22 protein-coding genes are annotated in these 24,885 nt (G+C 54.1%); 7 read left to right on the forward strand and 15 right to left on the reverse strand.

From position 1 onward, the window contains the following. Positions 1 to 13: 13 nt before the first annotated feature. Positions 14 to 490 (reverse strand): putative pterin-binding protein, encoded by a 477-nt coding sequence (locus ACJ69_RS00085; protein ID WP_059346225.1) that lies wholly within the window; start codon positions 488 to 490, stop codon positions 14 to 16. Positions 491 to 544: 54 nt separating this feature from the next. Here ACJ69_RS00085 and ACJ69_RS00090 point away from each other — a divergent pair. Beyond that, positions 545 to 1,242, forward strand: a protein-coding gene (locus ACJ69_RS00090; RefSeq protein ID WP_223274117.1) for an IS1 family transposase whose coding sequence is annotated in 2 segments (ribosomal slippage) — positions 545 to 794 and positions 794 to 1,242 — 699 coding nt in all. Because the reading frame shifts where the segments join, the coding sequence is not laid out codon by codon here. A gap of 437 nt (positions 1,243 to 1,679) precedes the next feature. On the opposite strand, the gene ACJ69_RS00095 is transcribed toward ACJ69_RS00090, so the two are convergent. The 5 genes from ACJ69_RS00095 to ACJ69_RS00125 all read right to left on the reverse strand — a co-directional run bounded on the left by ACJ69_RS00095 (position 1,680) and on the right by ACJ69_RS00125 (position 7,495). Beyond that, positions 1,680 to 2,375, reverse strand: coding sequence for a potassium channel family protein (locus ACJ69_RS00095; RefSeq protein ID WP_059346226.1), 696 nt, complete (start codon positions 2,373 to 2,375; stop codon positions 1,680 to 1,682). A gap of 270 nt (positions 2,376 to 2,645) precedes the next feature. After that, a protein-coding gene (locus ACJ69_RS00100; RefSeq protein WP_116799391.1) for an IS3 family transposase occupies positions 2,646 to 3,853 on the reverse strand; the annotation gives its coding sequence in 2 pieces (ribosomal slippage) (positions 2,646 to 3,532 and positions 3,532 to 3,853; 1,209 coding nt in all). Positions 3,854 to 4,172: 319 nt separating this feature from the next. Then, entirely contained in the window at positions 4,173 to 5,717 is a 1,545-nt protein-coding gene (locus ACJ69_RS00115; protein ID WP_059346228.1) for a DHA2 family efflux MFS transporter permease subunit, read from the reverse strand. 13 nt (positions 5,718 to 5,730) lie between these two features. After that, positions 5,731 to 6,873, reverse strand: a complete 1,143-nt coding sequence (locus ACJ69_RS00120) for an HlyD family secretion protein (protein ID WP_047648609.1) — start codon at positions 6,871 to 6,873, stop codon at positions 5,731 to 5,733. Between the two features lie 49 nt (positions 6,874 to 6,922). Beyond that, a complete protein-coding gene (locus ACJ69_RS00125; RefSeq protein ID WP_059346229.1) occupies positions 6,923 to 7,495 on the reverse strand; it encodes a TolC family protein in 573 nt (190 codons plus the stop codon). Between the two features lie 101 nt (positions 7,496 to 7,596). Between ACJ69_RS00125 and ACJ69_RS00130 the strand changes: the two genes are divergently transcribed. From ACJ69_RS00130 to ACJ69_RS00140, 3 genes are all read left to right on the forward strand, one after another. Continuing rightward, complete coding sequence (locus ACJ69_RS00130; protein ID WP_000019402.1) at positions 7,597 to 8,577, forward strand: IS5-like element IS5 family transposase; 981 nt, start codon at positions 7,597 to 7,599, stop codon at positions 8,575 to 8,577. 642 nt (positions 8,578 to 9,219) lie between these two features. After that, positions 9,220 to 10,194: a porphobilinogen synthase gene (gene hemB, locus ACJ69_RS00135; RefSeq protein WP_059346230.1), complete on the forward strand. Its 975-nt coding sequence runs from the start codon at positions 9,220 to 9,222 to the stop codon at positions 10,192 to 10,194. Between the two features lie 127 nt (positions 10,195 to 10,321). Next, positions 10,322 to 12,046, forward strand: a complete 1,725-nt coding sequence (locus ACJ69_RS00140; RefSeq protein WP_059346231.1) for a lysophospholipid acyltransferase family protein — start codon at positions 10,322 to 10,324, stop codon at positions 12,044 to 12,046. A gap of 67 nt (positions 12,047 to 12,113) precedes the next feature. On the opposite strand, the gene tauD is transcribed toward ACJ69_RS00140, so the two are convergent. The 6 genes from tauD to mmuP all read right to left on the reverse strand — a co-directional run bounded on the left by tauD (position 12,114) and on the right by mmuP (position 18,068). Beyond that, positions 12,114 to 12,965 carry a taurine dioxygenase gene (gene tauD, locus ACJ69_RS00145; protein ID WP_059346232.1) on the reverse strand — a complete coding sequence of 284 codons (852 nt, stop codon included), beginning with the start codon at positions 12,963 to 12,965 and terminating at the stop codon, positions 12,114 to 12,116. Continuing rightward, positions 12,962 to 13,789, reverse strand: coding sequence for a taurine ABC transporter permease TauC (gene tauC / locus ACJ69_RS00150; RefSeq protein ID WP_010427972.1), 828 nt, complete (start codon positions 13,787 to 13,789; stop codon positions 12,962 to 12,964). Before tauC ends, tauD begins: the two co-directional genes overlap by 4 nt. After that, complete coding sequence (gene tauB / locus ACJ69_RS00155) at positions 13,786 to 14,553, reverse strand: taurine ABC transporter ATP-binding subunit (protein WP_029739736.1); 768 nt, start codon at positions 14,551 to 14,553, stop codon at positions 13,786 to 13,788. The genes tauC and tauB overlap by 4 nt, the downstream gene beginning before the upstream one ends. A 10-nt stretch (positions 14,554 to 14,563) precedes the next feature. After that, positions 14,564 to 15,526, reverse strand: a complete 963-nt coding sequence (gene tauA, locus ACJ69_RS00160; RefSeq protein ID WP_023293188.1) for a taurine ABC transporter substrate-binding protein — start codon at positions 15,524 to 15,526, stop codon at positions 14,564 to 14,566. 222 nt (positions 15,527 to 15,748) lie between these two features. After that, positions 15,749 to 16,681 (reverse strand): homocysteine S-methyltransferase, encoded by a 933-nt coding sequence (gene mmuM, locus ACJ69_RS00165; RefSeq protein WP_054830264.1) that lies wholly within the window; start codon positions 16,679 to 16,681, stop codon positions 15,749 to 15,751. Beyond that, on the reverse strand, positions 16,668 to 18,068 hold the full coding sequence (gene mmuP / locus ACJ69_RS00170; protein WP_023334652.1) for an S-methylmethionine permease: 1,401 nt from the start codon (positions 18,066 to 18,068) through the stop codon (positions 16,668 to 16,670). Before mmuP ends, mmuM begins: the two co-directional genes overlap by 14 nt. Positions 18,069 to 18,431: 363 nt before the next feature. Between mmuP and ACJ69_RS00175 the strand changes: the two genes are divergently transcribed. Beyond that, positions 18,432 to 19,541: an AI-2E family transporter gene (locus ACJ69_RS00175; RefSeq protein WP_029739734.1), complete on the forward strand. Its 1,110-nt coding sequence runs from the start codon at positions 18,432 to 18,434 to the stop codon at positions 19,539 to 19,541. A 120-nt stretch (positions 19,542 to 19,661) separates the two neighbouring features. Further along, positions 19,662 to 21,446: a diguanylate cyclase gene (locus ACJ69_RS00180; protein ID WP_059346233.1), complete on the forward strand. Its 1,785-nt coding sequence runs from the start codon at positions 19,662 to 19,664 to the stop codon at positions 21,444 to 21,446. 12 nt (positions 21,447 to 21,458) lie between these two features. Here the strand turns inward: ACJ69_RS00180 and ACJ69_RS00185 are convergent, their stop codons facing one another. Continuing rightward, positions 21,459 to 21,863, reverse strand: a complete 405-nt coding sequence (locus ACJ69_RS00185; protein WP_054830263.1) for a helix-turn-helix domain-containing protein — start codon at positions 21,861 to 21,863, stop codon at positions 21,459 to 21,461. A 123-nt stretch (positions 21,864 to 21,986) separates the two neighbouring features. Beyond that, complete coding sequence (locus ACJ69_RS00190; protein ID WP_059346234.1) at positions 21,987 to 22,631, reverse strand: TetR/AcrR family transcriptional regulator; 645 nt, start codon at positions 22,629 to 22,631, stop codon at positions 21,987 to 21,989. Between the two features lie 179 nt (positions 22,632 to 22,810). Between ACJ69_RS00190 and ACJ69_RS00195 the strand changes: the two genes are divergently transcribed. Beyond that, positions 22,811 to 23,743: an efflux transporter outer membrane subunit gene (locus tag ACJ69_RS00195; protein ID WP_071886537.1), complete on the forward strand. Its 933-nt coding sequence runs from the start codon at positions 22,811 to 22,813 to the stop codon at positions 23,741 to 23,743. Positions 23,744 to 23,851: 108 nt separating this feature from the next. Here ACJ69_RS00195 and ACJ69_RS00200 read toward each other — a convergent pair whose 3' ends face one another. Further along, positions 23,852 to 24,832 carry an IS5-like element IS5 family transposase gene (locus tag ACJ69_RS00200; protein ID WP_000019402.1) on the reverse strand — a complete coding sequence of 327 codons (981 nt, stop codon included), beginning with the start codon at positions 24,830 to 24,832 and terminating at the stop codon, positions 23,852 to 23,854. Positions 24,833 to 24,885 lie beyond the last annotated feature (53 nt).

Genomic DNA, 24,885 nt, shown 5'->3' on the forward strand with positions numbered 1-24,885 from the left:
TTCTCCTGAACGACTACTCAATCTTCATTTTGCTAACCTGCCATGCTGAACGCGAGTAATAAATCTGATTATTCAACTCAGGAAGACTGTCATAGGGGTATACAATGAATGATGGGCCTTTATCGCGGATGCGCATATATTCGCCATTGATCTTTAAGGCAAGTATGGCGTTGTATTTTTTAAAGTCGCTGAGAGGGATCACGGTAGAGTAATCATTGAGCGCAATAACATTAACGTTAGTTCCCTTCGCACCCACATAATCCATGAGTTTATTCATGGGAACACCCTCAAACTTCGTACGACCGTTATACCAGGGAGATGTCGTCTCGAAACTCACCACACCCAGTTTTTCTAGGCTGGCGAGATCAAACACTGCTTTCCCATTTTCATTGGTATTTTCTATATTACCGTAAATCGTTAAAATGGGTTTACCAACTGGTTTTGGCAGTTCGCCAGCCCAGGTTACACTTTGTACGAGACAGCATAACAGGTAATGGTGCCAACTTACTGATTTAGTGTATGATGGTGTTTTTGAGGTGCTCCAGTGGCTTCTGTTTCTATCAGCTGTCCCTCCTGTTCAGCTACTGAAGGCGTGGTGCGTAACGGTAAAAGTACTGCCGGACATCAGCGCTATCTCTGCTCTCACTGCCGTAAAACATGGCAGCTACAGTTCACTTACACCGCTTCTCAACCCGGTACGCATCAGAAAATCATTGATATGGCCATGAATGGCGTCGGATGTCGCGCCAGTGCACGCATTATGGGCGTTGGCCTCAACACGATTTTACGACACTTAAAAAACTCAGGCCGCAGTCGGTAAACTCACGCATACAACCGGGCAGTGACGTCATTGTTTGCGCGGAAATGGACGAACAGTGGGGTTACGTCGGCGCTAAATCACGCCAGCGCTGGTTGTTTTACGCGTATGACAGGATACGGAGGACGGTTGTGGCGCACGTATTCGGAGAACGCACGTTGGCCACGCTGGAGCGTCTTCTGGGCCTGCTGTCGGCCTTTGAGGTCGTGGTATGGATGACGGATGGCTGGCCGCTGTATGAATCACGCCTGAAGGGAGAACTGCACGTTATCAGCAAGCGATATACGCAGCGCATTGAGCGGCATAACCTGAATCTGAGGCAGCATCTGGCAAGGCTGGGCAGGAAGTCACTGTCGTTCTCAAAATCGGTGGAGCTGCATGACAAAGTCATCGGGCATTATCTGAACATAAAACACTATCAGTAAGTTGGAGTCATTACCGTAATCATCTTACACCACTTATTTTACCCGTGATGAAACGGCGAGCGTGCAACCGCTCAGCATGGGTATCGCCCTCTTGAAAGCGGCGCGGCCGGCGCTGTGCACAATTCGTCCACCTCACGTGAAAAGCCACTGGTTACGCAGCTCCCGACGGGATGAATACTATCCTGCCGGTTTGCGCGGGCAACACGCCTGCTAAAAACGTTAACGCCTGCAGAATGAGCTTTTTCTTAAGCCATGGCAGAAAATGTAAATAATGAAGAGAAGGGGGTGTGAGATATTATCGATGAGATCGTCAGTTTACGGTTTCAATCTGTGTCTGAATAATTGCCTGATTTTTGGACGCTTCTTCCACTGGGAAGCGTCCACTTTTTTCTGCCAGCAAAATGATATATATCCGGCATGTTAAAAATAGCGTTTATTCACTTTTTTGACGCAGGAGTCCTCTGTGCTATATGTAAACCGACTAAAATAGCGATCATTGTTCCCATATAGAATTGACCCATCACCGCTTCAAGCATCGCCAGATTGCGTGCAAAAAGATGTATTGCCAGAATATCTCCATAGCCAAGGGTGGTTAGCGTGGTGAGGCTGAAGTAAAGCATCGTTTCAATTGAGTTATCGTCCGATATTCCTGTATATGCATCTGGAATGAATCCCACCAGTAAACAGTCCAGCAGCGCAAACAAAAGTGAGATATTCAGATAGATAACCATGGCGCCGCGAATGCGATGCAGCGTCACAACACCCTCATCGAAAACCTGTTTCGCCACAATCCAGCTAACGTTGAGACAGAAAAAAATCCCTGACAGGAGAACCAGTACCCCTGTGGTTTTGTGCGTGGTCGTTGTTGACCCGACGGCCAACCCGACCAGACAAAAAGAAAAACTGAGGATAGCCAGATACCTTTTTATATCCTTCGAAACAATGAATACCGAAATCAAGGCCATTGCTGAGAACAGCGCATTGTTAAGCCAGTGATAGTTTTTATGTTCGCTCTCCGTAACGGGTGAAATGATAAAAATGGTTAAAACCTGCAGTATTAGAAGAATGGTGAGACAAACATCCTTATAATCGCTATTCTTTTCAATAAGACATTGAAAGTCACTCATTTTCATGATGTTAACCTGAATTTAGAGTTTTTATATATGTCACATCCGGAATGTTAATCAGCCGGGAAACGGCTTGCGGTTTATTACGTTACTTGCCTGATGGTTTCAAATCAGGAAGCCCGTCAGCCATGTTCTGTCAGGATGATTTTCAGGTAATTGTTCAAGGATATGAATTAACGTATTCTGGTTGTCCTGTCCGCTGTTGATAAATCTAAAGAAATTGCTGTCACATTTGCTTTTGATCTTGACCCTCCATCTCCGGACAGCTTTTGTATCTTAAGTTAACGATGTCCGCTGCCGCCGGTATTCCCTCGGGGAGTGATATCCCAGCGCGCTGTGCGGGTGGTTTTCATTGTAATGCGTGAACGCTACTGCAAGGTTTCGCAGTGCTGTTCTCACATCCGGTTTTGGCATGAACGCGATATAGTCTTCTTTCATCGTTTTCACGAACCGTTCGGCCATGCCATTACTCTGCGGGCTGCTCACCGCTGTTGTGCAGGGCTCCAGATTCAGCTCTCTCGCGAACCTCCGCGTTTCATACGCGGTATACGCTGAACCGTTATCCGTCAGCCACTGCACTGGTGTTTCCGGTAGCCTGTCGCCGAAGCGCTTTTCCACCGACCTCAGCATCACATCCTGCACGGTCGAACTGTCATAGCCTCCCGTGCTTGCTGCCCAGTCTATGGCCTCACGGTCGCAGCAGTCCAGCGCGAACGTTACCCGCAGTTTTTCGCCGTTGTCGCAGCCGAACTCGAAGCCATCTGAACACCAGCGCATATCGCTTTCTGCCACCGCTATCTTGCCCTTATGTTCACGCTTCGGTCGCTCTGGTTTGTCATGCAACAACAACAGGTTATGCTCGCTCATTATCCTGTAAAGCCGTTTGGCGTTCACAGGTGGCTGTCCCTCTGTGCGACGTTGCTTGCGCAGGATGCCCCACACGCGTCGATAACCATAACTCGGCATATCGCTGATGATGTCGAGGATAGCCGACAGTATTTCTTCGTCTGCTTCGTCATTACGCCGGTTACAGCGCCTGTCCTGCCAGTCGGCAGAACGGTTAATCCGCAGTGACAGCTGCGCACGCGACACGCCCATGGTGCGGCTGACCAGGGCTATTCCCCGTCCTTTGGCAACAAGGGCGCGTGCGCTATCCATTTTCGCGACTGGCCGTACTCCACGGCTTCTTTCAGGATCTCAACTTCCATCGTCTTCTTGCCCAGAAGGCGCTGAAGTTCCCGGACCTGCTTCAGAGCAGCAGTAAGCTCAGAAGCAGGAACGACTTCCTCTCCGGCCGCAACGGCGGTGAGGCTGCCTTCCTGATATTGCTTCTTCCACTTAAACAGCAGGCTGGGCTGGATACCATGCAGGCGGGCGACATGGGAGACATTCATGCCCGGCTCCATCGTCTGCTGGATAATGGCGATCTTCTCCTGAGGAGTTTTACGTTTACGGGCTTCTTGCCCTAACAGGATCCCGGTCATCTCAAAATTGGCGTTAGTGTTAGACATATATTCAAGCCTATCTCTTATCTGGAGATACAGCTACTGTCCGGTGTTTCAGGGGGCTACATCACTGTCACATTTGCTTTTGTGATATTGCATTTTATAGAACTCTTTTTTCCTTAAAAAAGTACGTTCTAGCCAGTTGAACTTTTTTATTTCCCTTTCAAGGTATTTCATTTCGGAAATTGAAAGGAATATTTTCTTGTACAGAATATCCCGGCTGCCCGGCGTATATGATTTACTGTCCATCAGATTTTCTCTGTTTTTTTGATACTCACGTCCTTGTGCTGAATAAATATCAGTGTCCTACAGATGCGGCATCCACCACGCGCGAAGGTTTAGGTGCTAATGCAATTGCAAATGCAGCGATAAAAAATATCACGCCGATCGACATCATCAGATTATTGGTCGAAAGCATCATGCTCTGGCTGTTTACCATCTTGTCAAAAAGCTCGCGCACAAATTGTCCACCTTGCTGAGGGGCCGAACTAATGTAGTGCGAAAGATCGCCAGTAGGGTCGACGACGGACGCCAGTTTGTCATGTGCTATATAGCGCTGGTCCTGCCATGACGTCGTTACGAGCGATGTGGCAAACGCACCCGATAACGTTCGAACAAAGTTCATTAGCCCCGCGGCTGAAGCCATTTCCGTTTCATCTACAGAGCCCATTGCAAGCCCCGTAATAGGGACATAGTACAGCGGCATGCCAACGCCCATGAATAACAAAGGTACGCAGATGGACCAGTAGTCCATATCGGTCGTCGCATAGGATCGCCAGAAGGTGTCGAGACCCAGCCAGGCGCAGCCAAAGAAGATAAGAATGCGCGGATCGATTTTGTTAGAAAGGTTAGCGGCAACCGGAGAAAATACTACCTGCAGAAGTCCGCCCCAGGCCACCACAATCCCTGCCCATGTTGTTGTATACCCTAAGTTATATTGTAGCCACAACGGCGTGAGGACATTCAGACCAAAAAAACATCCAAACGCGAGTGCGAGCACAAACATGCTGGCCGAAAAACCGCGATGGCGAAACACTCTGATATCGACAATCGGATGTTCAGCGGTCAGCTCCCAGATACAGAAACTTAAAAAGCCAATACAGGCAATAATCGCCAGAACGCAAATTTCCTCTGAGGCAAACCAGTCAAGGTCTTTCCCTTCATCGAGCATGATCTGCAGGGCACCAACCCAGATCACCAATAAAATAAACCCAACGATATAAATAGAGTTGTTTATCAGCGTATCTTCGAAGATTTTCAGTACTGACCACGCCACGACTGAAAAAGCGATTGCCATCGGAACGTTGATGATAAACACCCACGACCAGCTGTAATGATCGCAAATCCAGCCACCCAGCACCGGGCCTATCACGGGCGCGAGCAATGTTGTCATCGCCCATAGTCCCGTCGCCTGCATGGATTTTTCTTTCGGAAAAATACGCAGCAGTAACGTTTGTGATAAGGCCATCAGGGGGCCTCCCGCCATGCCCTGAAAAACCCTCATCAGCAGCAGCATTCCCAGCGAAGTGGAAAGGCCGCAAAGCAAAGAGAAAATACCGAACATGAACACGGAAACGGAGAAAACGCGCACGCCGCCGAACCGTGTGGTTAACCATCCTGATAGCGGCACCGTGATGGCTTCAGCCACGGCATAGGCCGTGATGATCCACGTGCCCTGGCTGGTTCCTGCGCCCAGGGCACCAGCCATGTTGGGTTGAGTGACGTTTGCAATGGTCATGTTGAGCACGGCTAAAAAGTTAGCCATTGCAAGTACCAGGGCACCAATCCATAACATACCGCCTTTCAGCGAAGGCGGCTGATTATCGATAACTAATGTAGACATGGCCTGGTTTCCGTTATTCACTTTTTAAGTTAACTGTCGCTTTCATGGACAGACCAACCCGCAACGGATGCGCTGCAAGCTCATCAGCATTGAGTTTGATGCGCACCGGCAAACGCTGAACAACCTTAATCCAGTTACCCGTTGCGTTCTGCGCAGGAATAATTGAAAACGCTGCGCCGGTGCCGCCATCAAAGCCTTCTACCGTTCCATGGAAAGGCACGCTATCGCCATACAGATCGCTTACCAGTTCTACCTTCTGTCCCACTTTTACATGCTGGAGCTGAACTTCCTTGAAGTTGGCATTGACGTGAATTTGCTGCACCGGCACCACGGACAGTAACGGTGTGGAAGGCTGGACGCGTTGTCCAAGCTCGACCTGGCGACGAGCAACCACGCCATCGACAGGCGAACGGATCACGGTTCTTTCCAGATCCAGTCTGGCCTGATCGCGCTTGGCTCTGGCGAGAGCAACTTCCGGGTTGGTCTCGGTATTTGCATCCTCAATCATCACGGCATTCGCCTGTCTTGCACCCACCGCCGCCTGTCTTGCCGCATCTGCTTGCGCCACGGCGGCTTTAGCGGCATTCAGGTTTGCCAGTGCGGAAGCATAAACGTTTTGAATACGCGTCAGTTCGTCGCCTGAAATCGCGCCCGTCTGCATTAAGGCTTCGCGTCGCTTGAGATCAACCGTCGCGCGCTGGAAGTCAGCGTTTGCGGCATCAACCTGGGCCAGCAGACGTTTTTGCTCTTTTTCATTCGCCACAACTTCTGCGCCGAGTTTTGTGTCAGTGGCCTTATATCCATTTACCCGCCGAATGGCCAGGTTCAGGTTTGCTTCCGCCTGATTAAGCGCTAACTCTGCGTCAGTAGGATCCAGCTGGATCAGAACATCGCCTTTTTTTACCACCTGAGAATCCGTGACCAGGATGGCACTGACCGTACCGGTGATCGCGGAAGAGAGCTGAGCGGACTCGACATCGGTATAGGCGTTATCGGTTTCAACATATCGGGAACCCACTAATTCCCAGTATGCGAACGAGCCTGCGCCAGCCAGCGCGATGCTTAATGCGAGATAAGAGAATAAACGTTTTCTTTTTTTCTTTTTGATATCGGATGATTCAATATTTTGATTTTCAATAGCTGCAGAATGACTCATTTTATTTCCTTTCTTTCCACTATTTAGTAATTAACCTGGTGTTAAAAAATCACTGTTTGCTCGAGGTATATCCGCCGCCTAATGCGCGCGCTAATGCGACGTCAATCGTAAAGGCGCGAGAATTTACATCGGCTAATTTTCGGCGGGCCGCGACCAGTTCATCTTCCGAGGACAAGACGTCGAGATAGTCAGCAACCTTTCCTTCATATCTTTGTTTGGTGAGGGAATACGCTTTTTCTGCCGACGTGACTGCCCCCTGGGAATAAAGCATCTCGTCTTTCAGTGAGGCTCTGCTGGTGAGCGCATCGCTCACTTCCCGAAGTGCATTCGTTAACGTGTCGTTATAAACCTGCACCGCAATGTCATATTCACCGCTGGCGTATTTCAAATCACCCTGGAGCTTCTGCGTATTAAATATTGGCAACGATATGGCCGGGCCAAAGCTGCCAATTGCTGAGCCACTCCGGGTAAGGTTGTTAATACCCAGTGACTGGAACCCGGCAAAGGCAACCAGATTAACGCTTGGGTAAAAACCGGCTTTTTTCTGTTTGATTTGCTCTGCTGCCGCCTCGGCGCGTAAACGTGCCGCGACAATATCAGGACGGCGACCAATCAGATCCAACGCAATATTCGGAGGAAGTTCCTCATGCGCTAAGGAAGGTGCGAACAAGTCCCTGATATGAGATCATGTTTGTCATCTGGAGCCATGGAACAGGGTTCATCATGAGTCATCAACTTACCTTCGCCGACAGTGAATTCAGCAGTAAGCGCCGTCAGACCAGAAAAGAGATTTTCTTGTCCCGCATGGAGCAGATTCTGCCATGGCAAAACATGGTGGAAGTCATCGAGCCGTTTTACCCCAAGGCTGGTAATGGCCGGCGACCTTATCCGCTGGAAACCATGCTACGCATTCACTGCATGCAGCATTGGTACAACCTGAGCGATGGCGCGATGGAAGATGCTCTGTACGAAATCGCCTCCATGCGTCTGTTTGCCCGGTTATCCCTGGATAGCGCCTTGCCGGACCGCACCACCATCATGAATTTCCGCCACCTGCTGGAGCAGCATCAACTGGCCCGCCAATTGTTCAAGACCATCAATCGCTGGCTGGCCGAAGCAGGCGTCATGATGACTCAAGGCACCTTGGTCGATGCCACCATCATTGAGGCACCCAGCTCGACCAAGAACAAAGAGCAGCAACGCGATCCGGAGATGCATCAGACCAAGAAAGGCAATCAGTGGCACTTTGGCATGAAGGCCCACATTGGTGTCGATGCCAAGAGTGGCCTGACCCACAGCCTAGTCACCACCGCGGCCAACGAGCATGACCTCAATCAGCTGGGTAATCTGCTGCATGGAGAGGAGCAATTTGTCTCAGCCGATGCCGGCTACCAAGGGGCGCCACAGCGCGAGGAGCTGGCCGAGGTGGATGTGGACTGGCTGATCGCCGAGCGCCCCGGCAAGGTAAGAACCTTGAAACAGCATCCACGCAAGAACAAAACGGCCATCAACATCGAATACATGAAAGCCAGCATCCGGGCCAAGGTGGAGCACCCATTTCGCATCATCAAGCGACAGTTCGGCTTCGTGAAAGCCAGATACAAGGGGTTGCTGAAAAACGATAACCAACTGGCGATGTTATTCACGCTGGCCAACCTGTTTCGGGCGGACCAAATGATACGTCAGTGGGAGAGATCTCACTAAAAACTGGGGATAACACCTTAAATGGCGAAGAAACGGTCTAAATAGGCTGATTCAAGGCATTTACGGGAGAAAAAATCGGCTCAAACATGAAGAAATGAAATGACTGAGTCAGCCGAGAAGAATTTCCCCGCTTATTCGCACCTTCCCTAATGCAAGTTGAGATACAACGAGTTTCTTTTTCCATGTTTGCATTGGGTCATCCCTCCTCAGGGACGTAAGCAAGTTTGTCCATCAATGATTTTGCAATGTTTAATTGCGGAGGGAATTATGCATTTTCATTTCGAAAAGGTTCAATGAATGTTTCCATTAAGTCCGTATCCAGACTAATAACACATCAAAACCGAGAAAGCATCTATCACTACAGATAAACACCATAAAAACAAAGCATTAAAATAAACATGAAAAAACGAGATACATATAAAAATAAATAATGAATCATTTTAGATGATGTATTCTATTTATTATAAAAACAACATGAATATCTCATCTCACTTTCAGCGTTATACTGACCTATATTATATATTGATGCCAGAAAACCAGGCCCATCACATTTTACAAAATAAAATGCCCACTTTTACCAAAACACCTGTCTTCACTTTGAGGTACACTAGCCTTCTTTGTTCCACAAACATCAGGCATACCATGACCGATTTAATTGCACGTCCCCGCCGCCTGCGCAAGTCACCTGCACTGCGCGCTATGTTTGAAGAGACAACCCTGACCTTAAACGATCTGGTGTTGCCGATTTTTGTCGAAGAAGAGATCGATGACTACAAAGCCATCGAAGCCATGCCGGGCGTAATGCGCATTCCGGAGAAATATCTGGCGCGTGAGATTGAACGCATCGCCAACTCGGGGATCCGCTCGGTGATGACCTTCGGCATCTCTCACCATACCGATGCCACCGGCAGCGACGCGTGGAAAGAAGATGGCCTCGTCGCCCGCATGTCCCGCATCTGCAAAGAGACCGTGCCGGAAATGGTAGTAATGTCAGACACCTGCTTCTGCGAATATACTTCTCACGGCCACTGCGGCGTGCTGTGCGATCACGGCGTGGATAACGATGCCACCCTGCTGAACCTTGGCAAGCAGGCTGTAGTCGCTGCCGCTGCAGGTGCGGACTTCATCGCGCCATCTGCGGCGATGGACGGACAGGTTCAGGCGATTCGTCAGGCGCTGGACGCGGCGGGCTTTACCGACACCGCCATCATGTCTTACTCCACCAAATTTGCCTCCTCCTTCTACGGCCCGTTCCGTGAAGCTGCGGGCACGGCGCTGAAGGGCGATCGTAAAACCTATCAGATGAACCCGCTTAACCGTCGGGAAGCGATTCGTGAATCCCTGCTTGATGAAGCCCAGGGCGCAGACTGCCTGATGGTGAAACCAGCGGGCGCGTACCTTGATATCCTGCGCGACATCCGCGAGCGCACCGAGCTGCCGCTGGGCGCTTACCAGGTCAGCGGCGAGTACGCGATGATCAAATTCGCCGCGCTGGCCGGTGCGATTGACGAAGAGAAAGTGATCCTCGAAAGCCTCGGCGCCATCAAACGCGCAGGCGCGGATCTGATCTTCAGCTACTTCGCGCTGGATCTGGCCGAGAAGAAAATCCTGCGTTAATCCGCTTTAGCGCCGGGTGGCGGCTTCGCCTTGCCCGGCCTGCTCTCTGCGCTAATCTTCACCAAACTGCAATACAACCGACATCTGCGCCTTCTACTGTCTTCGCAAGACGGCAGGAGGAGTAATCATGTTTAGCCTCGATAGCGTTCTCGACGATCTTTGGCCTCAGGCGAGGCCTGCACCCTGGCAAAAAAGTCTGTTAAAAAGACTGTTTTACGAAGACGAATTTCAGCAATTTGCAGCAGCACACCGCCACCTGAAAGGACTGGATATGGTGGAGCAAGTTCTGGAACACCTTGATATTCTCTGCACCGTTTCCGCCCGCGATCTTGAACAAATCCCTGAACATGGCCCGCTGGTCATTATTGCCAACCACCCGACGGGTACGCTGGACGGTCTGGCGCTGATGTACGCCGTTTCCCGCGTGCGACGCGATGTTAAAGTCGTCACCAACAGGATGCTGACCCACCTTGAGCCCCTCAGCTCGCTGTTTATTCCGGTGGATAATATGGGCGGCAGGACGGCGAAATCGTCGCTAGTGCAGATGGAACAGCATCTGCAAAACGCGGGCGTGCTGATCTTCTTCCCGGCCGGAGAAGTTTCCCGCCCCACGCGCAAAGGCATTCGCGACAAAAAGTGGCACTCTGGCTTTATCAAACTCGCCAGCAAGCTGCGCGCCCCGCTGCTGCCGGTGCATATTCAGGCGCATAACAGCCTGCTCTTCTATGCCAGCACGCTGGTCTCCCCGACGCTGTCAATGCTGCTGCTTATGCAGCAGATGTTCCGCCGTCGCCATAGCCAGCTGCCGATTAAGATCGGCCAGCAGATTGCGTGGCATCACTGGCATAGCGCCACCCTTTCATCGCGTGAGATGGCCGAACAGTGCCGTCAGCACGTGATGCGTCTTGGCAAGGGAGTGCCTGGCGTCTTTAAAACCCAGTGCGCCATTGCCCGTCCGGAAGACCGGGCCACCCTGAAACGCGCGCTGGCGCAGGCCGAATGTCTGGGCAATACCAGCGACGGTAAAACCATCTATCTTTGGCAGCGCAACGGGCAGGAAGACGCCCCGCTGCTGCGCGAGCTGGGCCGCCTGCGCGAGATTGCCTTTCGCGCGGTGGAGGAAGGGAGCGGCAAGCGCCGGGACACTGACTGCTACGATGATGATTATCTGCACCTGATCCTCTGGGATGATGAAGATCTGGAGATCGTCGGCGCGTACCGCTTTATGCCGACCGCCAGACAGGTTGAACGTCGCGGTCTGGAGGGGTTGTACAGCTATAGCCTTTTCCACTACGACGACAAAATGCAGGACGTGCTGGAGCACGGCATTGAGCTGGGTCGCAGCTTTATTCAGCCGCGCTACTGGGGACGCCGCGGCCTGGATTATTTATGGTCCGGCATTGGGGCCTACCTGGCGCGTTATCCGCACTATCGCTACCTGTTTGGCCCGGTCTCGATTTCAGGCGGCTTACCGCCTGCCGCGCGGGATCTGCTGGTGGCCTTTTACCGCCTGTGGTTCCCGGCGACGCATCCGCTGGCCGCGTCTCGTCAGCCGTATCCCGCATCGCTGCCGGACGTGCTCGCGCAGTTTGGCGGCGTGGATTACGTGGACGACCTGACAAAGCTGAAATCTCTGCTCGGCAATCTGGGCTGCGGCATTCCGCCGCTCTACAAGCAGTATTCCGAGCTTTGCGAACCCGGCGGCGTGCAGTTTATTGATTTTGGCAGCGACCCGGCGTTTAACGACTGCGTCGACGGGCTGGTGCTGGTGGATTTGTGTTACCTGAAGGCGAACCGCTATCAGCGGTATATTGAGGCGCATTTAATGCCCTCACCCCAGCCCTCTCCCTAAAAGGGAGAGGGTGAAAACCGCACCGGCAGTCCCCTCGCCCCTTTGGGGAGAGGGTTAGGGTGAGGGATCAAGGCGCACGATAAAACGGCTTATCCCCCAAAATCGTCGCCCGCTGCATAATCCGGCGCTGCGGCAGATAGTCCGCATTGGCATAATGCTGCGTTACGCGGTTATCCCAGATCGCCAGGTCGTTCTCCTGCCAGCGCCAGCGCACCTGAAACTCCGGCTTGGTAATATGCGCGAACAGGAATCCCAGCAGCGCCTCGCTCTCTTTCTCGGACACGTCCACAATGCGCGTCGTGAACCCTTCGTTCACGAACAGCGCCTGCTTGCCCGTGACAGGATGGGTCCGCACCACCGGGTGCAGCAGCGGAGGATGCTTCGCAACCGCCTCCTGCCAGCGCTGATGCTCCTCTTCACTCTTGCGGTACTTGTACTCCTGGAACGATTTTTTGAAGTCGTGCTCCGCCCGCAGACCGCTCAGCAGCGTCCGGAACGGCGCGGAGAGCGCCTCATACGCCGCAATGCCGCTGGTCCACAGCGTATCGCCGCCGGTTTCCGGCAGCAGCTTCGCCGCCAGAATGGCCCCGGCGGGCGGCGTCTCGATAAAGGTTACGTCGGTGTGCCAGTTGTCGTTATCCGGCGGGTTATCGTTGTGGGTGTCCAGAACGATAATCTCCTCCACGCCTTCCGCATGTGGATAGACGGGGTGGATATGCAGATCGCCAAAGCGCAGAGCCAGCGCGCGCTGCTGCTGCGGGGTGATCGCCTGTTCGCGCAGGAAAACGACCTGATGGCGCAGCACCGCGTGGTACAGCTGCTCGAACTGGTTATCGCTCAGCGGACGGGTCACATCCAGGCCCGACACCTGCGCGCCAATGTACGGCCCCAGCGGGGTAATGGTCAGACGTTCACTCATTGTATTTCTCCATGCCAGGGCGTCAGGCGGCGCTGTAACGCGCGCAGCCCCAGTTCTAATCCGAAGGCGATCGCGGCGATCACCGCGATCCCTGCCAGCACCACGTCAGTCGCCAGGAACTCTCCCGCCGACTGCACCATAAAGCCAAGGCCGCGCGTGGCCGCAATCAGCTCTGCCGCCACCAGCGTGGACCAGCCCACGCCGAGGCCGATGCGCAGCCCGGTTAAAATTTCCGGCAGCGCGCCCGGTAAAATCACAAACAGCAGCACCTGCGTGCGGCTGGCACCCAGCGACTGCGCCGCGCGGATCCGCACCTGCTGGGCGCTCTTCACGCCCGCCAGCGCCGACATGGCAACCGGGGCGAAAATCGCCAGATAAATCAGCAGGATTTTTGACGTTTCACCGATGCCGAACCAGATCACCATCAGCGGCAGATACGCCAGCGGCGGCACCGGACGGTAAAGCTCGATCAGCGGATCGAGGATGCCGCGCACCGTCGGGCTAAGCCCCATCGCAATGCCCACGGGAATGCCGATGATGACGGCAGCCAGAAGCGCCACCAGAATACGCGCCAGACTTGCACCTAAGTGCTGCCAGAGCGTGGCATCCATAAAGCCCTGCGGCCCGGCGATGGTAATGAGCTTGGCCAGCACCTGGCCCGGCGGCGGCAGAAACAGCGGGCTGACCCACTGCTGGGCAGCAACCGCCCACCACACCGCCAGCAGCACCAGCAGCGTACCGACGCTCAACGTGATTTGGCGCGAGAAAGGCCAGCGCAGCGCCAGACGCGTGCGGCGCGTTTTTTCACTGAAGACGATGCTCATGAGAAAGCCTCCCGTTGTTCAAACACGCGGCTTAAGACGTATTCACGCTGTTCGATAAACAGCGGATCGGATTTGATGCTGCGCACGGGTTCTCCCGCGACGTAGCGGCGAGCGAAATCCAGCGGCAAACGCTCCAGCACGCGGCCCGGCCCCGGCGAGAGCAGCACCAGCTCCGTCGCCATAAACACCGCCTCTTCGATATCGTGGGTAATCAACAGCACCTGCTTGCCCGTCTCGTGCCACAGGCGCAGCAGCAGGGTTTGCATCTGCTCGCGGGTGAAGGCATCCAGCGCCCCGAACGGCTCGTCCAGCAGCAACAGCTGCGGGTTCGCGGCCAGCGCGCGGGCAATACCTACGCGCTGTCGCTGGCCGCCGGAAAGCTGCCAGATAAAGCGTTTTTCCGCCCCTTCCAGCCCCACTTTTTTCAGCATCGTCCGCGCCGTTTCCAGCCGCTGTTCGCGATTGATGCCCGCAAGCTGCAGCCCAAACGCCACGTTTTCCTGCACGTTGCGCCAGGGAAGCAATCCTTCGTTCTGGAAGACCACGCCGCGCTCGGCGCCCGGGCCTTCCACCTTTTTGCCTTCCAGTTGGATGGTGCCATGCTGATAAGGGACAAACCCGGCGATCAGATTCAGCAGCGTGGTTTTTCCGCACCCGGACGGGCCCAGCACCACCAGCAGCTCACCGCTGTCCAGCGTCAGGTTGATGTCCTCCAGCGCGGGCTTACCACCGTAATCGGCGTACAGGTTCGTAATATTCAGCATGGCGGACTCCTTATTTCACAAAACGATCGGTCACGTACTGGCTGTAATCCGCCGCCACCGCAGGCACTTTGCCCTGCTCTTTCAGGAAGGTGGCGGTATCCACAATCGCTTTGTTCACCGGCCCGGTCAGCTGCTGCACCTGCTGCGCGGGGGTCAGATAGGTATTGCCTTTCACCAGACCCGGCACGTCCGCTTCCGGCACGCCGCTCAGGCGGGAGAGTTTTTCCAGGTTGGCGGGCTGCTTCAGCCATTCATCCGGGTTAGAGATGTACGGCTGCTGGGCATCAATCGCGCTTTTGGCGAAGGCTTTCACCACCTCAGGATGTTTCTCGGCGAAGTCTTTGCGCACTACCCACACGTCGAGGGTTGGCGCGCCCCACTGACCCACTTTTTCAGAGTCGGTCAGCACGGTGCCGTCTTTTTCCAGTTCGTTCACTGCCGGTGCCCACACGTAGGCCCCGTCAATATCCCCGCGCTGCCAGGCCGCGATAATCGCCGGCGGCTGCAGGTTGATAATTTGTACCTGACCCGGCTTGATGCCCCAGTGTTTCAGCGCCGCCAGTAGGCTGTAGTGGGTGGTGGAGATAAACGGCACGGCGATGCGTTTGCCGATCAGATCTTCCGGTTTGGTGATGTTCTTCTTCACCACCAGCGCTTCAGAGTTACCGAGCTGCGAGGCGAGCAGGAAAACCTCGATTGGCACCTGCTGGCTGGCCGCAACCGCCAGCGGGCTGGAGCCGATATTGCCGATCTGCACGTCGCCAGAGGCTAACGCACGCACGACGGACGCCCCGCTGTCGAACTTGCGCCAGTCGACTTTCGCGCCGCTCTCTTTGGCAAAGGTGTTGTCCGCCTGCGCGACTTTCGCCGGTTCCGCAGAGGTTTGATACGCGACGGTGACGTCCACCGCCTGCGCCTGAAATGCCCACAGCGCCAGTGCGCCGAGAAGTGTGATTCGCGATGAAATTGCCATAGTGCCTGCTCCCCTTGTTGTTATGAGGGCAGTATTTCCGGCGCGGGAATTTTGATAAAGGAATAAAAATGAATCGCTCATAACGATTCGTTTTTAGATAAAAAGCGGGAAAGGATAGTGAATTTTGTGCGGTTGTTTCGCCGGGTGGCGCTGCGCTTACCCGGCCTACGGTTCGTGCAATTTGTAGGCCGGGTAAGGCGTAGCCGCCACCCGGCAAAGCACTCAGCGCTGCGCGTTCAGCTCAGCAATGTCTTTCGGCGTGGTCCGGCAGCATCCGCCAATCAGCTTAGCCCCGGCAGCCAGCCACTGCGGCAGATACCCTGCCAGCGTCTCGCACGCTTCACCGTGGTGGTGCCAGGTTTTGGTTACCGCGTCATAATGCTCGCCCGAGTTCGGGTAGACCACCAGCGGCAGGGACGTCAGGCTTTGCAGATGCTTCAGCGCCGCCGTGGTGTTTTCCAGGGCGATGCAGTTAATGCCCAGCGCGACAATGTGCGGAGAGTTTGCCAGCACGCTGACCACCTCACGCAGCGGCGTACCGTCGCTCAGGTGCTCGCTGTCGCGTAAGGTGAACGAGAACCACGCCCGGGCACGGGGGTACTCGGCAAGAAGCGCCGCCAGCGCCTTAATCTCCACAAACGAGGGCAGCGTTTCGCAGGCCAGCAGGTCAGCGCCCGCATCCAGCAGCGCTTCCACGCGCGGACGGTGGAAGGTAATAAACTCCTCAGTGCTGCGCACGTAGTCGCCGCGATACTCTGAGCCATCCGCCAGATATGCGCCGTACGGCCCAACGGATCCCGCCACCAGCAGCGTGCCCGCATGCGGGTTTTCGGCCAGATACGCTTCGCGCGCCTTACGCGCCAGCTCAACGCTTTTGCCGATCAGCGCGCGGGACTGCGCTTCGTCCAGGCCGCGCGCCGCAAACCCCGCAGGCATGGCCTGATAGCTGGCGGTGATCGCCACCTGCGCACCCGCGCGGTAGTAATCAAGATGCACTTCACGGATGAGTTCCGGGTTTTCCATCAGTACTTTGGCAGACCAGAGGCTGTCTGCCAGGTTACAGCCGCGCGCTTCCAGCTCCGTCGCCATCGCGCCATCCAGCACCACAAACGGCTGCTTTTCAAGGATGGCGGTAAGCGGGTTATTCTGCGACATGTTCAGGCTCCTGCGATGTCATATTTCGGGTCAGGTAATACGCACCATAACACAGGGCGACAAACGGAAGCCCGCAATAAAGGGCAATGCGCTGGCTTGGGTCAAACCAAAGGCCGACACAGGCCACCACGCAGAGGATAAAACCGAGCACCGGCACCAGCGGATACCACGGCGCGCGGTACTGCAGCGCAGACAGCGGCTGGCCGGACTGCAAATGGCGACGACGGAAAACAAAGTGCGACGCGCAGATGCTGATCCACACCGCCACCACCGCAAAGCCAGAAATCGCCGAGAGCGCGACAAACACCGTGTCCGGGGCCACGACGCTTGAGAACAGCGCCAATACGCCGCCGAGCATAGAGACAGACAGCGCCGTCAGCGGCACGCCGTTTTTGTTCACGCGGGCAAAGCAGCGCGGCAGCGTTTTCTCATTCGACAGCGACCACAGCATGCGCCCGGAAGCGTACAGGCCCGAGTTCGCCGCCGAGAGGATCGCCGTCAGGATCACGAAGTTAACGATGTCTGCCGCGTAAGGAATACCGACCTTTTCAAACACCAGCACGAACGGGCTCTTTTCCACGCCCGCCTGCTGCATCGGGATCAGCGCCGCCAGCACAAATACGGTGCCGATAAAGAAGATAATCAGGCGCGCGATGGTGGTGCGGATCGCAACCGGAATCACCTTGTGCGGATTTTCCGTTTCGCCCGCCGCGATGCCGATAAGCTCCGTCCCGGAGAAGGCAAAGTTCACTGCCACCATAGTCATCAGGATCGGCAGGCCGCCGTGCGGGAACCAGCCTTCGGCAGTGATGTTGCTTAAGCCCGGCGCGGGGGAACCGTCCTGCATCGGAATAAAGCCAAAGACCGCCGCCCCGCCAAGGATAATAAAGGCGATGATGGTAATGACTTTCACCAGCGAGAACCAGAATTCGCCTTCAGCAAAGAAGCGCGTCGAGATAACGTTCAGGCCAAAAATCACCACGCAGAAGACCACGCACCAGGCCCAGACGGGCACCTGCGGGAACCAGTACTGCATACAGAAGCCCGCGGCGGTGAAGCTGGAACCAAGCGCCACCGTCCAGGTGAGCCAGTAGAGCCACGCCACGGTGTAGCCCGTCGCCGGGCCAAGATAGCGGGCGGCATAGACGTGGAACGCGCCGGTTTCCGGCATCGCCACGGAAAGCTCGCCCAGACACTGCATCACCAGCCAGACCACCAGCGCGCCTATCAGGTACGCCAGCAGCGTGCCCGCCGCCCCGGTCGTGGAAATGATGTATCCGGTATTGAAGAATAACCCTGTCCCAATCACGCCACCCAGCGAGAGCATAATCAGGTGGCGTGTTTTCATGGTGCGCTTAAGCTGCCCATTTTCTTGTTGTGTTTGCATATTACCTTCTATACGTATGGACATCTAAACATCCAAAGAAGGTGTGTTATACCGCGATTGTTAATAAAAAGCTAGATGACCAGACGCAAACGGGCACGCCTCGCGCTGAGTCTGGGGTGGGTGGTGAGGATCACATAGAGAATCGGACGCCAGGCCATAAGCACCTCCGCAAGCAGATACTTACAGCATGGTGCGGGAAAAGGCGATCTTCGGTCAGTCGAAAGTGGTATCCGTGAAGAGCAGATTCATACCGCAACACTGCCCGCAGGACGGTTAAGGCGCAGCCGCTAACCGGCGCAAGGTTGGTAATTCTCACAATCAGTTCTATAGTCGACACAGTTTCTTAGTAACCAGGACTGACTGATGCGCTTTAACGGACTGACCAAAGGTTTCTTTATCTTCATTCTCGCCCTTGTGACCTGGGCCTTCTTCGACGTGCTGTCGCCCTACTTCTCCGCGATACTCTGGGCCGCAATTCTGACCGTCATCTTCAACCCGGTAAAAAACAGGCTGCGCGCCGCGCTGGGGGATCGCAACGGGCTTGCCTCGCTGTTGACCATTGGCATTATCTGCCTGATCGTCTTTATCCCGTTGATGGTGATCCTCTCCTCGCTCGCCATTGAGCTGAACATGGTGTACACGAAGCTCCAGGAGAACAACACCCAGTTTCCGGAAGTGGTGGCGAGCATCTTCAACCATCTGCCTGACTGGGCCAGCGGCTTCCTGGCGGATCACAACCTGACCAACGCGGCGCAGATCCAGAAAAAACTCTCCGACGTCGCCCTGCAGGGCGGGCAATATCTCGCCGGCAGCGCGTTTCTGATTGGCAAGGGTACGTTTGGCTTTGCGATTAGCTTCGGCATCATGCTTTATCTGCTGTTCTTCCTGTTGAAAGACGGCCCGTATCTGGTGCGCCAAATCCTCGACTCCCTGCCGCTGTCTGATTTCGCCAAGCAGCACCTGTTCGCCAAATTCGTCGGCGTGTCGCGTGCCACGGTAAAAGGTACGGCGGCGGTGGCGGTGGTTCAGGGCATCCTCGGCGGGATTGCGTTTGCTATTGCCGGTATTGACGGCAGCGTGCTCTGGGGCGCGCTGATGGCCTTCCTCTCGCTGGTGCCCGCCATCGGCTCGGCGATAGTCTGGGTGCCCGCCGCCATCTTCCTGTTCGCCACCCACCAGCTGTGGCAAGGGCTGTTTATTGTCGGCTTCTTCGTGATTATCGTCGGGCTGGTGGACAATATCCTGCGCCCGCTGCTGGTCGGGAAAGACACCAAAATGCCGGACTACCTGATTCTGATCTCCACCCTCGGCGGCATGGAGCTGTACGGCATTAACGGCTTTGTGATTGGGCCGCTCATTGCCGCGCTGTTTATCGCCTGCTGGAACCTCTTCTCAGGGCGCGATCACGAAGGTAACGCCGAAGAGCTGGACCCCGACTTCATCGAAGAAGGAAAAAATCCTCCAGAATTGTGAGGATGTGACGATATAGACCACACCAGGCGGCGCTGTGCCGCCTTTTTTTTCGCCTTAAATCAAACGTTTTCTATAATTTGAAAGAACGCCATCCTACTCATGTCGTAAAAGGATCATCAGGTGCGAATCGCAACGATTACAAACTGGGCCTATGGTGCCACGGTCTGCCTGACCATCGCCTCCGGCATTATCATGCTGATGGCGTCCAGTGCTGACACTGCTGAACGTCAGGCCGTTGAACAACGCCAGCGTTTTGATGAACTTACGGAAGATATCGAAACCGATGCCTGGGCGCAGTCGGATTTAGCACGCCTTTACGTCATCAAAAAAGATCCGCAAACGTTAAAGGAATATAGCCAGTCAGAAAACAACCTAAAAAGCGTTGAACTCCGGCTTGAAAAGCTGCGGGACAACGGCGCATCGGATGATGAGCTGTCCCTGCTGCGCGAAGGCATAAAAATTATCGATGAGCTGCAGGACGAACAGCAAACCGCCCTCTCAAGCCTTGAACGAGGAGAAGACGCACAAGCCGTTGCGCTGCTCTACGGTGCGCCCTATGAGCAGGAGCTGGAGCGCGCGCAGAACCAGATCGATCACTTCCGCCAGATACTCGACAAACGCGTCATCGCCTCCGTTCAGGACGCGACAAAAAAATCGAAAGCGCTGCGTACGGCCTCTGAGCTGATGGTCGGCCTGACCGCCCTGCTGTTCCTGTTTGTTCTCGGCTTTATATTGAAGCGCCGCGTGCTGCGTCCCGTGGTGCGCCTGAGCGACGTGGTACACCGTCTTGCATCCCAGGATTACGCGGTTGAAACGCCCAATTTCAACCAGATTGATGAGATTGGCGATATGGCCCAGGCCATCCGCATCTTCCGCGAAAACGGCCTGGCGCGACAGCGTCTGGAAAAAGAGCGCGATGCCGACTGGGCCATCCGCGAGCTGCTGGCGCGCATGACCCAGCGGCTGCAGGGGTGTGAGAACTTTAACGATGTGATTAACGTGGCGGAGCTGTTTGCGCCTAATATCGCGCCGGGGATCGCGGGCCGACTTTACGTCCTTGACCGGGAGCCGTGGCAGATGCGCTGCGTCGCGCAATGGCTTTCACCGGTTGGTGAAGAGACGTGCTTCCATCCTGACGAGTGCTGGGCCGTACGCCGCGGGCAGAGCCACCCGCCGGTAAACGGTGAGCCGGATATCGCCTGCTATCATCTTCCAGCCCCCCAGGCGGATAGCTCGCTGTGCGTGCCGCTTATCGCCCAGGGCGAGGCCATTGGCCTGCTCTCCTTTCAGAATATTACGACGGACAACGCCCCTTCCCGCGCGTATCTGGAACTGATGGCCGAAGCGCTCGGGCTGGCGCTGGCCAACCAGCGTCTGCGCGACGCGCTGCTGGAAAAAGCCTTGTTCGACCCGCTCACCGGCCTGCGTAATCGTCATCATCTGGAAGATACCCTGCAAACCCAAACGGCACAGGCGATGCGCACCGGCGAGCCGTTAAGCTGTATGATGATCGACATCGATCACTTCAAGAGCATCAATGACCGCTTCGGCCATGAAGCGGGCGATCAGGTGATTAAAAGCGTGGCGTCAATTGTTCAGCGGGCCGCACATGATAACGGGCTCGCATTCCGCTACGGGGGCGAGGAGTTTCTGGTGCTGCTTCCCGGAGCCGATGAACCAGAGGCGCACGCCTGCGCGCAGAAGATTTACAATAGCGTGCATGAGCTGTCGCTTCGCTACGGGCTGACCGAGATTGGGCCGGTGGATGTGTCGATTGGCATTGCCAGCTACCCGCAACATGCCCAGACTGACAACCTGCTGCGCGCCGCGGATGTGGCCTTGTACCGGGCGAAAGAGCTGGGCCGCGCGCGGATTGTGAGCTTTGGGATGCTGGAGGCGGGTTAGCGGATTATCGCTTTATTCGCGCGTTACCTCAGTAATCACCATCGACAATCCATTCATGTAATGACTTTTTTTAGCCTGCTCGCGGTATTTGGTTGGGGAGAGCCCATATTGATTCGAGAACGCTCTGCTGAACGTTGACGGCTCCTCGTATCCTAACATCGTGAATATATCTGAAACAGAGAGCTGCGTATGTCTGAGCATATGCGCGGCCTTTTCAAGTTTCCGGCTTCGGATATAGAGACCTATACTTATGCCACACTCCTGGCGAAAGTTCCGTTGAATGTAAGCCAGTGAATAACCGGATTTCCGCGCCACATCTAAAACGGTAATGGGCCGGTATAAATTCGAGTCAATCCAGTGAGTAAGAGACTTAATTACAGCTTCACGATCTTTTAAGAGAGTAAACTTTATACACATAAGTATCCACGAAATTTTATTTACAAGAAGGCCGCTGGCAAAGTCATCCAATGACAATTGAAAATAAATATTCCCAAAAGAAAAATCACCCTAATAATAGGGTGAAAGAACACTTACTGTATTTTATAAAGATGTCTTTGCTACATCTTCAATTTTTTCAGGACCATACAGTTTCATAAATGCATTAACGGAGGCTTGCGCCTTCATGACGATTTCACTTTCGTCAGGCTGATCCTTTCTTGCTTTTAAAAGCAAGGGTTCCAGTATGTCGGCCTGGAGAAGAGAACGAAAATACTCAGCCGCCAGCACAGGATCATCTTTCCTTAAGATGTTTTGATTCATTAAATCGGTAAACAGCGCCGAAACGTTTGAACGCAGTTTTTGCATTCGCGCATAATATAATTCTCCGATACCCGATCTTCCGGCCTCGGAAATCATTAATCTTTGCAAATCCACAATATCCGGAGAGCAAATATAGCGTAAAAAGGCAACGGCAAATTGCTCGATGACCAGCTGTGGTGATTTTCTGAAAAGGCGCACCTGCCCCGCAGTTTCAATAGTCATGCTCTTTATATACTGTTCAGTTTCTGAAGACATGCATTCTACAAATAGCTCTTCTTTCGAAGAAAAGTGACTGTAAATTGTCGATTTTGAGCCACCAACAATCACGTTAATTTCTGAGATAGACGTGGCATCAAATCCTTTTTGTCGAAACAGTCCGGATGCGACTTCCAGAATCTGTTGCCGTTTAAGCGCTCTTTTATCCATATGTTTCCTCGTTAGTTTAGGTGCCTGGCCGGGGCCAACACTTTTTGTTCTCTGATTTCGGAATCACGTCAGATAGTAGGGTTCGTAATCGTACTGTCGAGTACATTTTCATTTGACGGCGCTCAGAAGTCAAGATATAAAGTGTACCGTACTGTACGGTACTGCATTTGGACTTCTCTATGAACAGCATGACGAGCGTACTGATGAAAGGTTTTCAGGAGACACTCCTGGGGTGTCGTATTTCCGGTTTAACCCGGTCCAGCATAGTGATGGGCTGTGTTGTCATTTCCGCCATCAGTATGAGCGGATGCGCCATAATCCCCGATCTTGGCACCCCACCGTCTATGAAGACGGTCTCACAACTTAAAAGCGATCAAAGTTTCCCACACCAGAACGGCCAGTGGCCGAAAGATTACTGGTGGAAGAAATACGGTGACGAGCAGCTCAACGGGCTGATTGATGACGCGCTTAAAAATTCCCCTACGCTTAACATCGCCGAAGCTCGCGTGAAGCAGGCGCAGGCGATGACGCAAAGCGCGAGCGGATCGCTTTTCCCTGAGGTCACCGCAAACGCCAGCTTTATGCGGGACAAAATGAGTTACAACTATGTGACGCCTGAAAGCGCAACGCCTCAAAACTGGAACAGCTATGGGCGCACCACGCTTGATATGAGCTGGGAAATTGATTTTTGGGGTAAAAACCGCGCCGCGCTCGCGGCTGCGACGTCTGGTGAAATGGCGGCTGTAGCGGAAGAAGCACAAACAAGACTGGTGCTCTCTTCTTCTATTGTTACCGTTTACGCGGAGCTGGCGCATTTATACACCGTTCGCGAAACGCTTAACGACACCCTCACTATACGAACCAGTACGCTCGCGTTGTTCCAGCAACGACATGACGCGGGGCTTGAAGATTTATCCAGCCTTCAACAGGTCGAGACGCGTCAACTCAACGCAAAAGCAAACCTGGTGGCAATAGATGAAGCTATTGCGATCAAAAAACATGAGCTCGCGGCACTGATCGGCGATGGGCCTGACAGATCGCTGGCAATCACCGCGCCTAAGGCAACGCTTTTAGGGAAGGTGCGAATAAGCGGGGAAATTCTTCTCGGCTGACTCAGTCATTTCATTTCTTCATGTTTGAGCCGATTTTTTCTCCCGTAAATGCCTTGAATCAGCCTATTTAGACCGTTTCTTCGCCATTTAAGGTGTTATCCCCAGTTTTTAGTGAGATCTCTCCCACTGACGTATCATTTGGTCCGCCCGAAACAGGTTGGCCAGCGTGAATAACATCGCCAGTTGGTTATCGTTTTTCAGCAACCCCTTGTATCTGGCTTTCACGAAGCCGAACTGTCGCTTGATGATGCGAAATGGGTGCTCCACCTTGGCCCGGATGCTGGCTTTCATGTATTCGATGTTGATGGCCGTTTTGTTCTTGCGTGGATGCTGTTTCAAGGTTCTTACCTTGCCGGGGCGCTCGGCGATCAGCCAGTCCACATCCACCTCGGCCAGCTCCTCGCGCTGTGGCGCCCCTTGGTAGCCGGCATCGGCTGAGACAAATTGCTCCTCTCCATGCAGCAGATTACCCAGCTGATTGAGGTCATGCTCGTTGGCCGCGGTGGTGACTAGGCTGTGGGTCAGGCCACTCTTGGCATCGACACCAATGTGGGCCTTCATGCCAAAGTGCCACTGATTGCCTTTCTTGGTCTGATGCATCTCCGGATCGCGTTGCTGCTCTTTGTTCTTGGTCGAGCTGGGTGCCTCAATGATGGTGGCATCGACCAAGGTGCCTTGAGTCATCATGACGCCTGCTTCGGCCAGCCAGCGATTGATGGTCTTGAACAATTGGCGGGCCAGTTGATGCTGCTCCAGCAGGTGGCGGAAATTCATGATGGTGGTGCGGTCCGGCAAGGCGCTATCCAGGGATAACCGGGCAAACAGACGCATGGAGGCGATTTCGTACAGAGCATCTTCCATCGCGCCATCGCTCAGGTTGTACCAATGCTGCATGCAGTGAATGCGTAGCATGGTTTCCAGCGGATAAGGTCGCCGGCCATTACCAGCCTTGGGGTAAAACGGCTCGATGACTTCCACCATGTTTTGCCATGGCAGAATCTGCTCCATGCGGGACAAGAAAATCTCTTTTCTGGTCTGACGGCGCTTACTGCTGAATTCACTGTCGGCGAAGGTAAGTTGATGACTCATGATGAACCCTGTTCCATGGCTCCAGATGACAAACATGATCTCATATCAGGGAC

It is taken from the genome of Enterobacter asburiae (assembly GCF_001521715.1).
GTDB lineage: Bacteria > Pseudomonadota > Gammaproteobacteria > Enterobacterales > Enterobacteriaceae > Enterobacter > Enterobacter asburiae.

Coding starts and splice junctions, on each gene's coding strand:
- ACJ69_RS00095 (WP_059346226.1), bottom strand. CDS start 2,375: ATGAAAATGAGTGACTTTCAATGTCTTATTGAAAAGAATAGCGATTAT.
- ACJ69_RS00115 (WP_059346228.1), bottom strand. CDS start 5,717: ATGTCTACATTAGTTATCGATAATCAGCCGCCTTCGCTGAAAGGCGGT.
- ACJ69_RS00120 (WP_047648609.1), bottom strand. CDS start 6,873: ATGAGTCATTCTGCAGCTATTGAAAATCAAAATATTGAATCATCCGAT.
- ACJ69_RS00130 (WP_000019402.1), top strand. CDS start 7,597: ATGAGTCATCAACTTACCTTCGCCGACAGTGAATTCAGCAGTAAGCGC.
- hemB (WP_059346230.1), top strand. CDS start 9,220: ATGACCGATTTAATTGCACGTCCCCGCCGCCTGCGCAAGTCACCTGCA.
- ACJ69_RS00140 (WP_059346231.1), top strand. CDS start 10,322: ATGTTTAGCCTCGATAGCGTTCTCGACGATCTTTGGCCTCAGGCGAGG.
- tauD (WP_059346232.1), bottom strand. CDS start 12,965: ATGAGTGAACGTCTGACCATTACCCCGCTGGGGCCGTACATTGGCGCG.
- tauC (WP_010427972.1), bottom strand. CDS start 13,789: ATGAGCATCGTCTTCAGTGAAAAAACGCGCCGCACGCGTCTGGCGCTG.
- tauB (WP_029739736.1), bottom strand. CDS start 14,553: ATGCTGAATATTACGAACCTGTACGCCGATTACGGTGGTAAGCCCGCG.
- tauA (WP_023293188.1), bottom strand. CDS start 15,526: ATGGCAATTTCATCGCGAATCACACTTCTCGGCGCACTGGCGCTGTGG.
- mmuM (WP_054830264.1), bottom strand. CDS start 16,681: ATGTCGCAGAATAACCCGCTTACCGCCATCCTTGAAAAGCAGCCGTTT.
- mmuP (WP_023334652.1), bottom strand. CDS start 18,068: ATGCAAACACAACAAGAAAATGGGCAGCTTAAGCGCACCATGAAAACA.
- ACJ69_RS00175 (WP_029739734.1), top strand. CDS start 18,432: ATGCGCTTTAACGGACTGACCAAAGGTTTCTTTATCTTCATTCTCGCC.
- ACJ69_RS00185 (WP_054830263.1), bottom strand. CDS start 21,863: ATGTGTATAAAGTTTACTCTCTTAAAAGATCGTGAAGCTGTAATTAAG.
- ACJ69_RS00190 (WP_059346234.1), bottom strand. CDS start 22,631: ATGGATAAAAGAGCGCTTAAACGGCAACAGATTCTGGAAGTCGCATCC.
- ACJ69_RS00195 (WP_071886537.1), top strand. CDS start 22,811: ATGAACAGCATGACGAGCGTACTGATGAAAGGTTTTCAGGAGACACTC.
- ACJ69_RS00200 (WP_000019402.1), bottom strand. CDS start 24,832: ATGAGTCATCAACTTACCTTCGCCGACAGTGAATTCAGCAGTAAGCGC.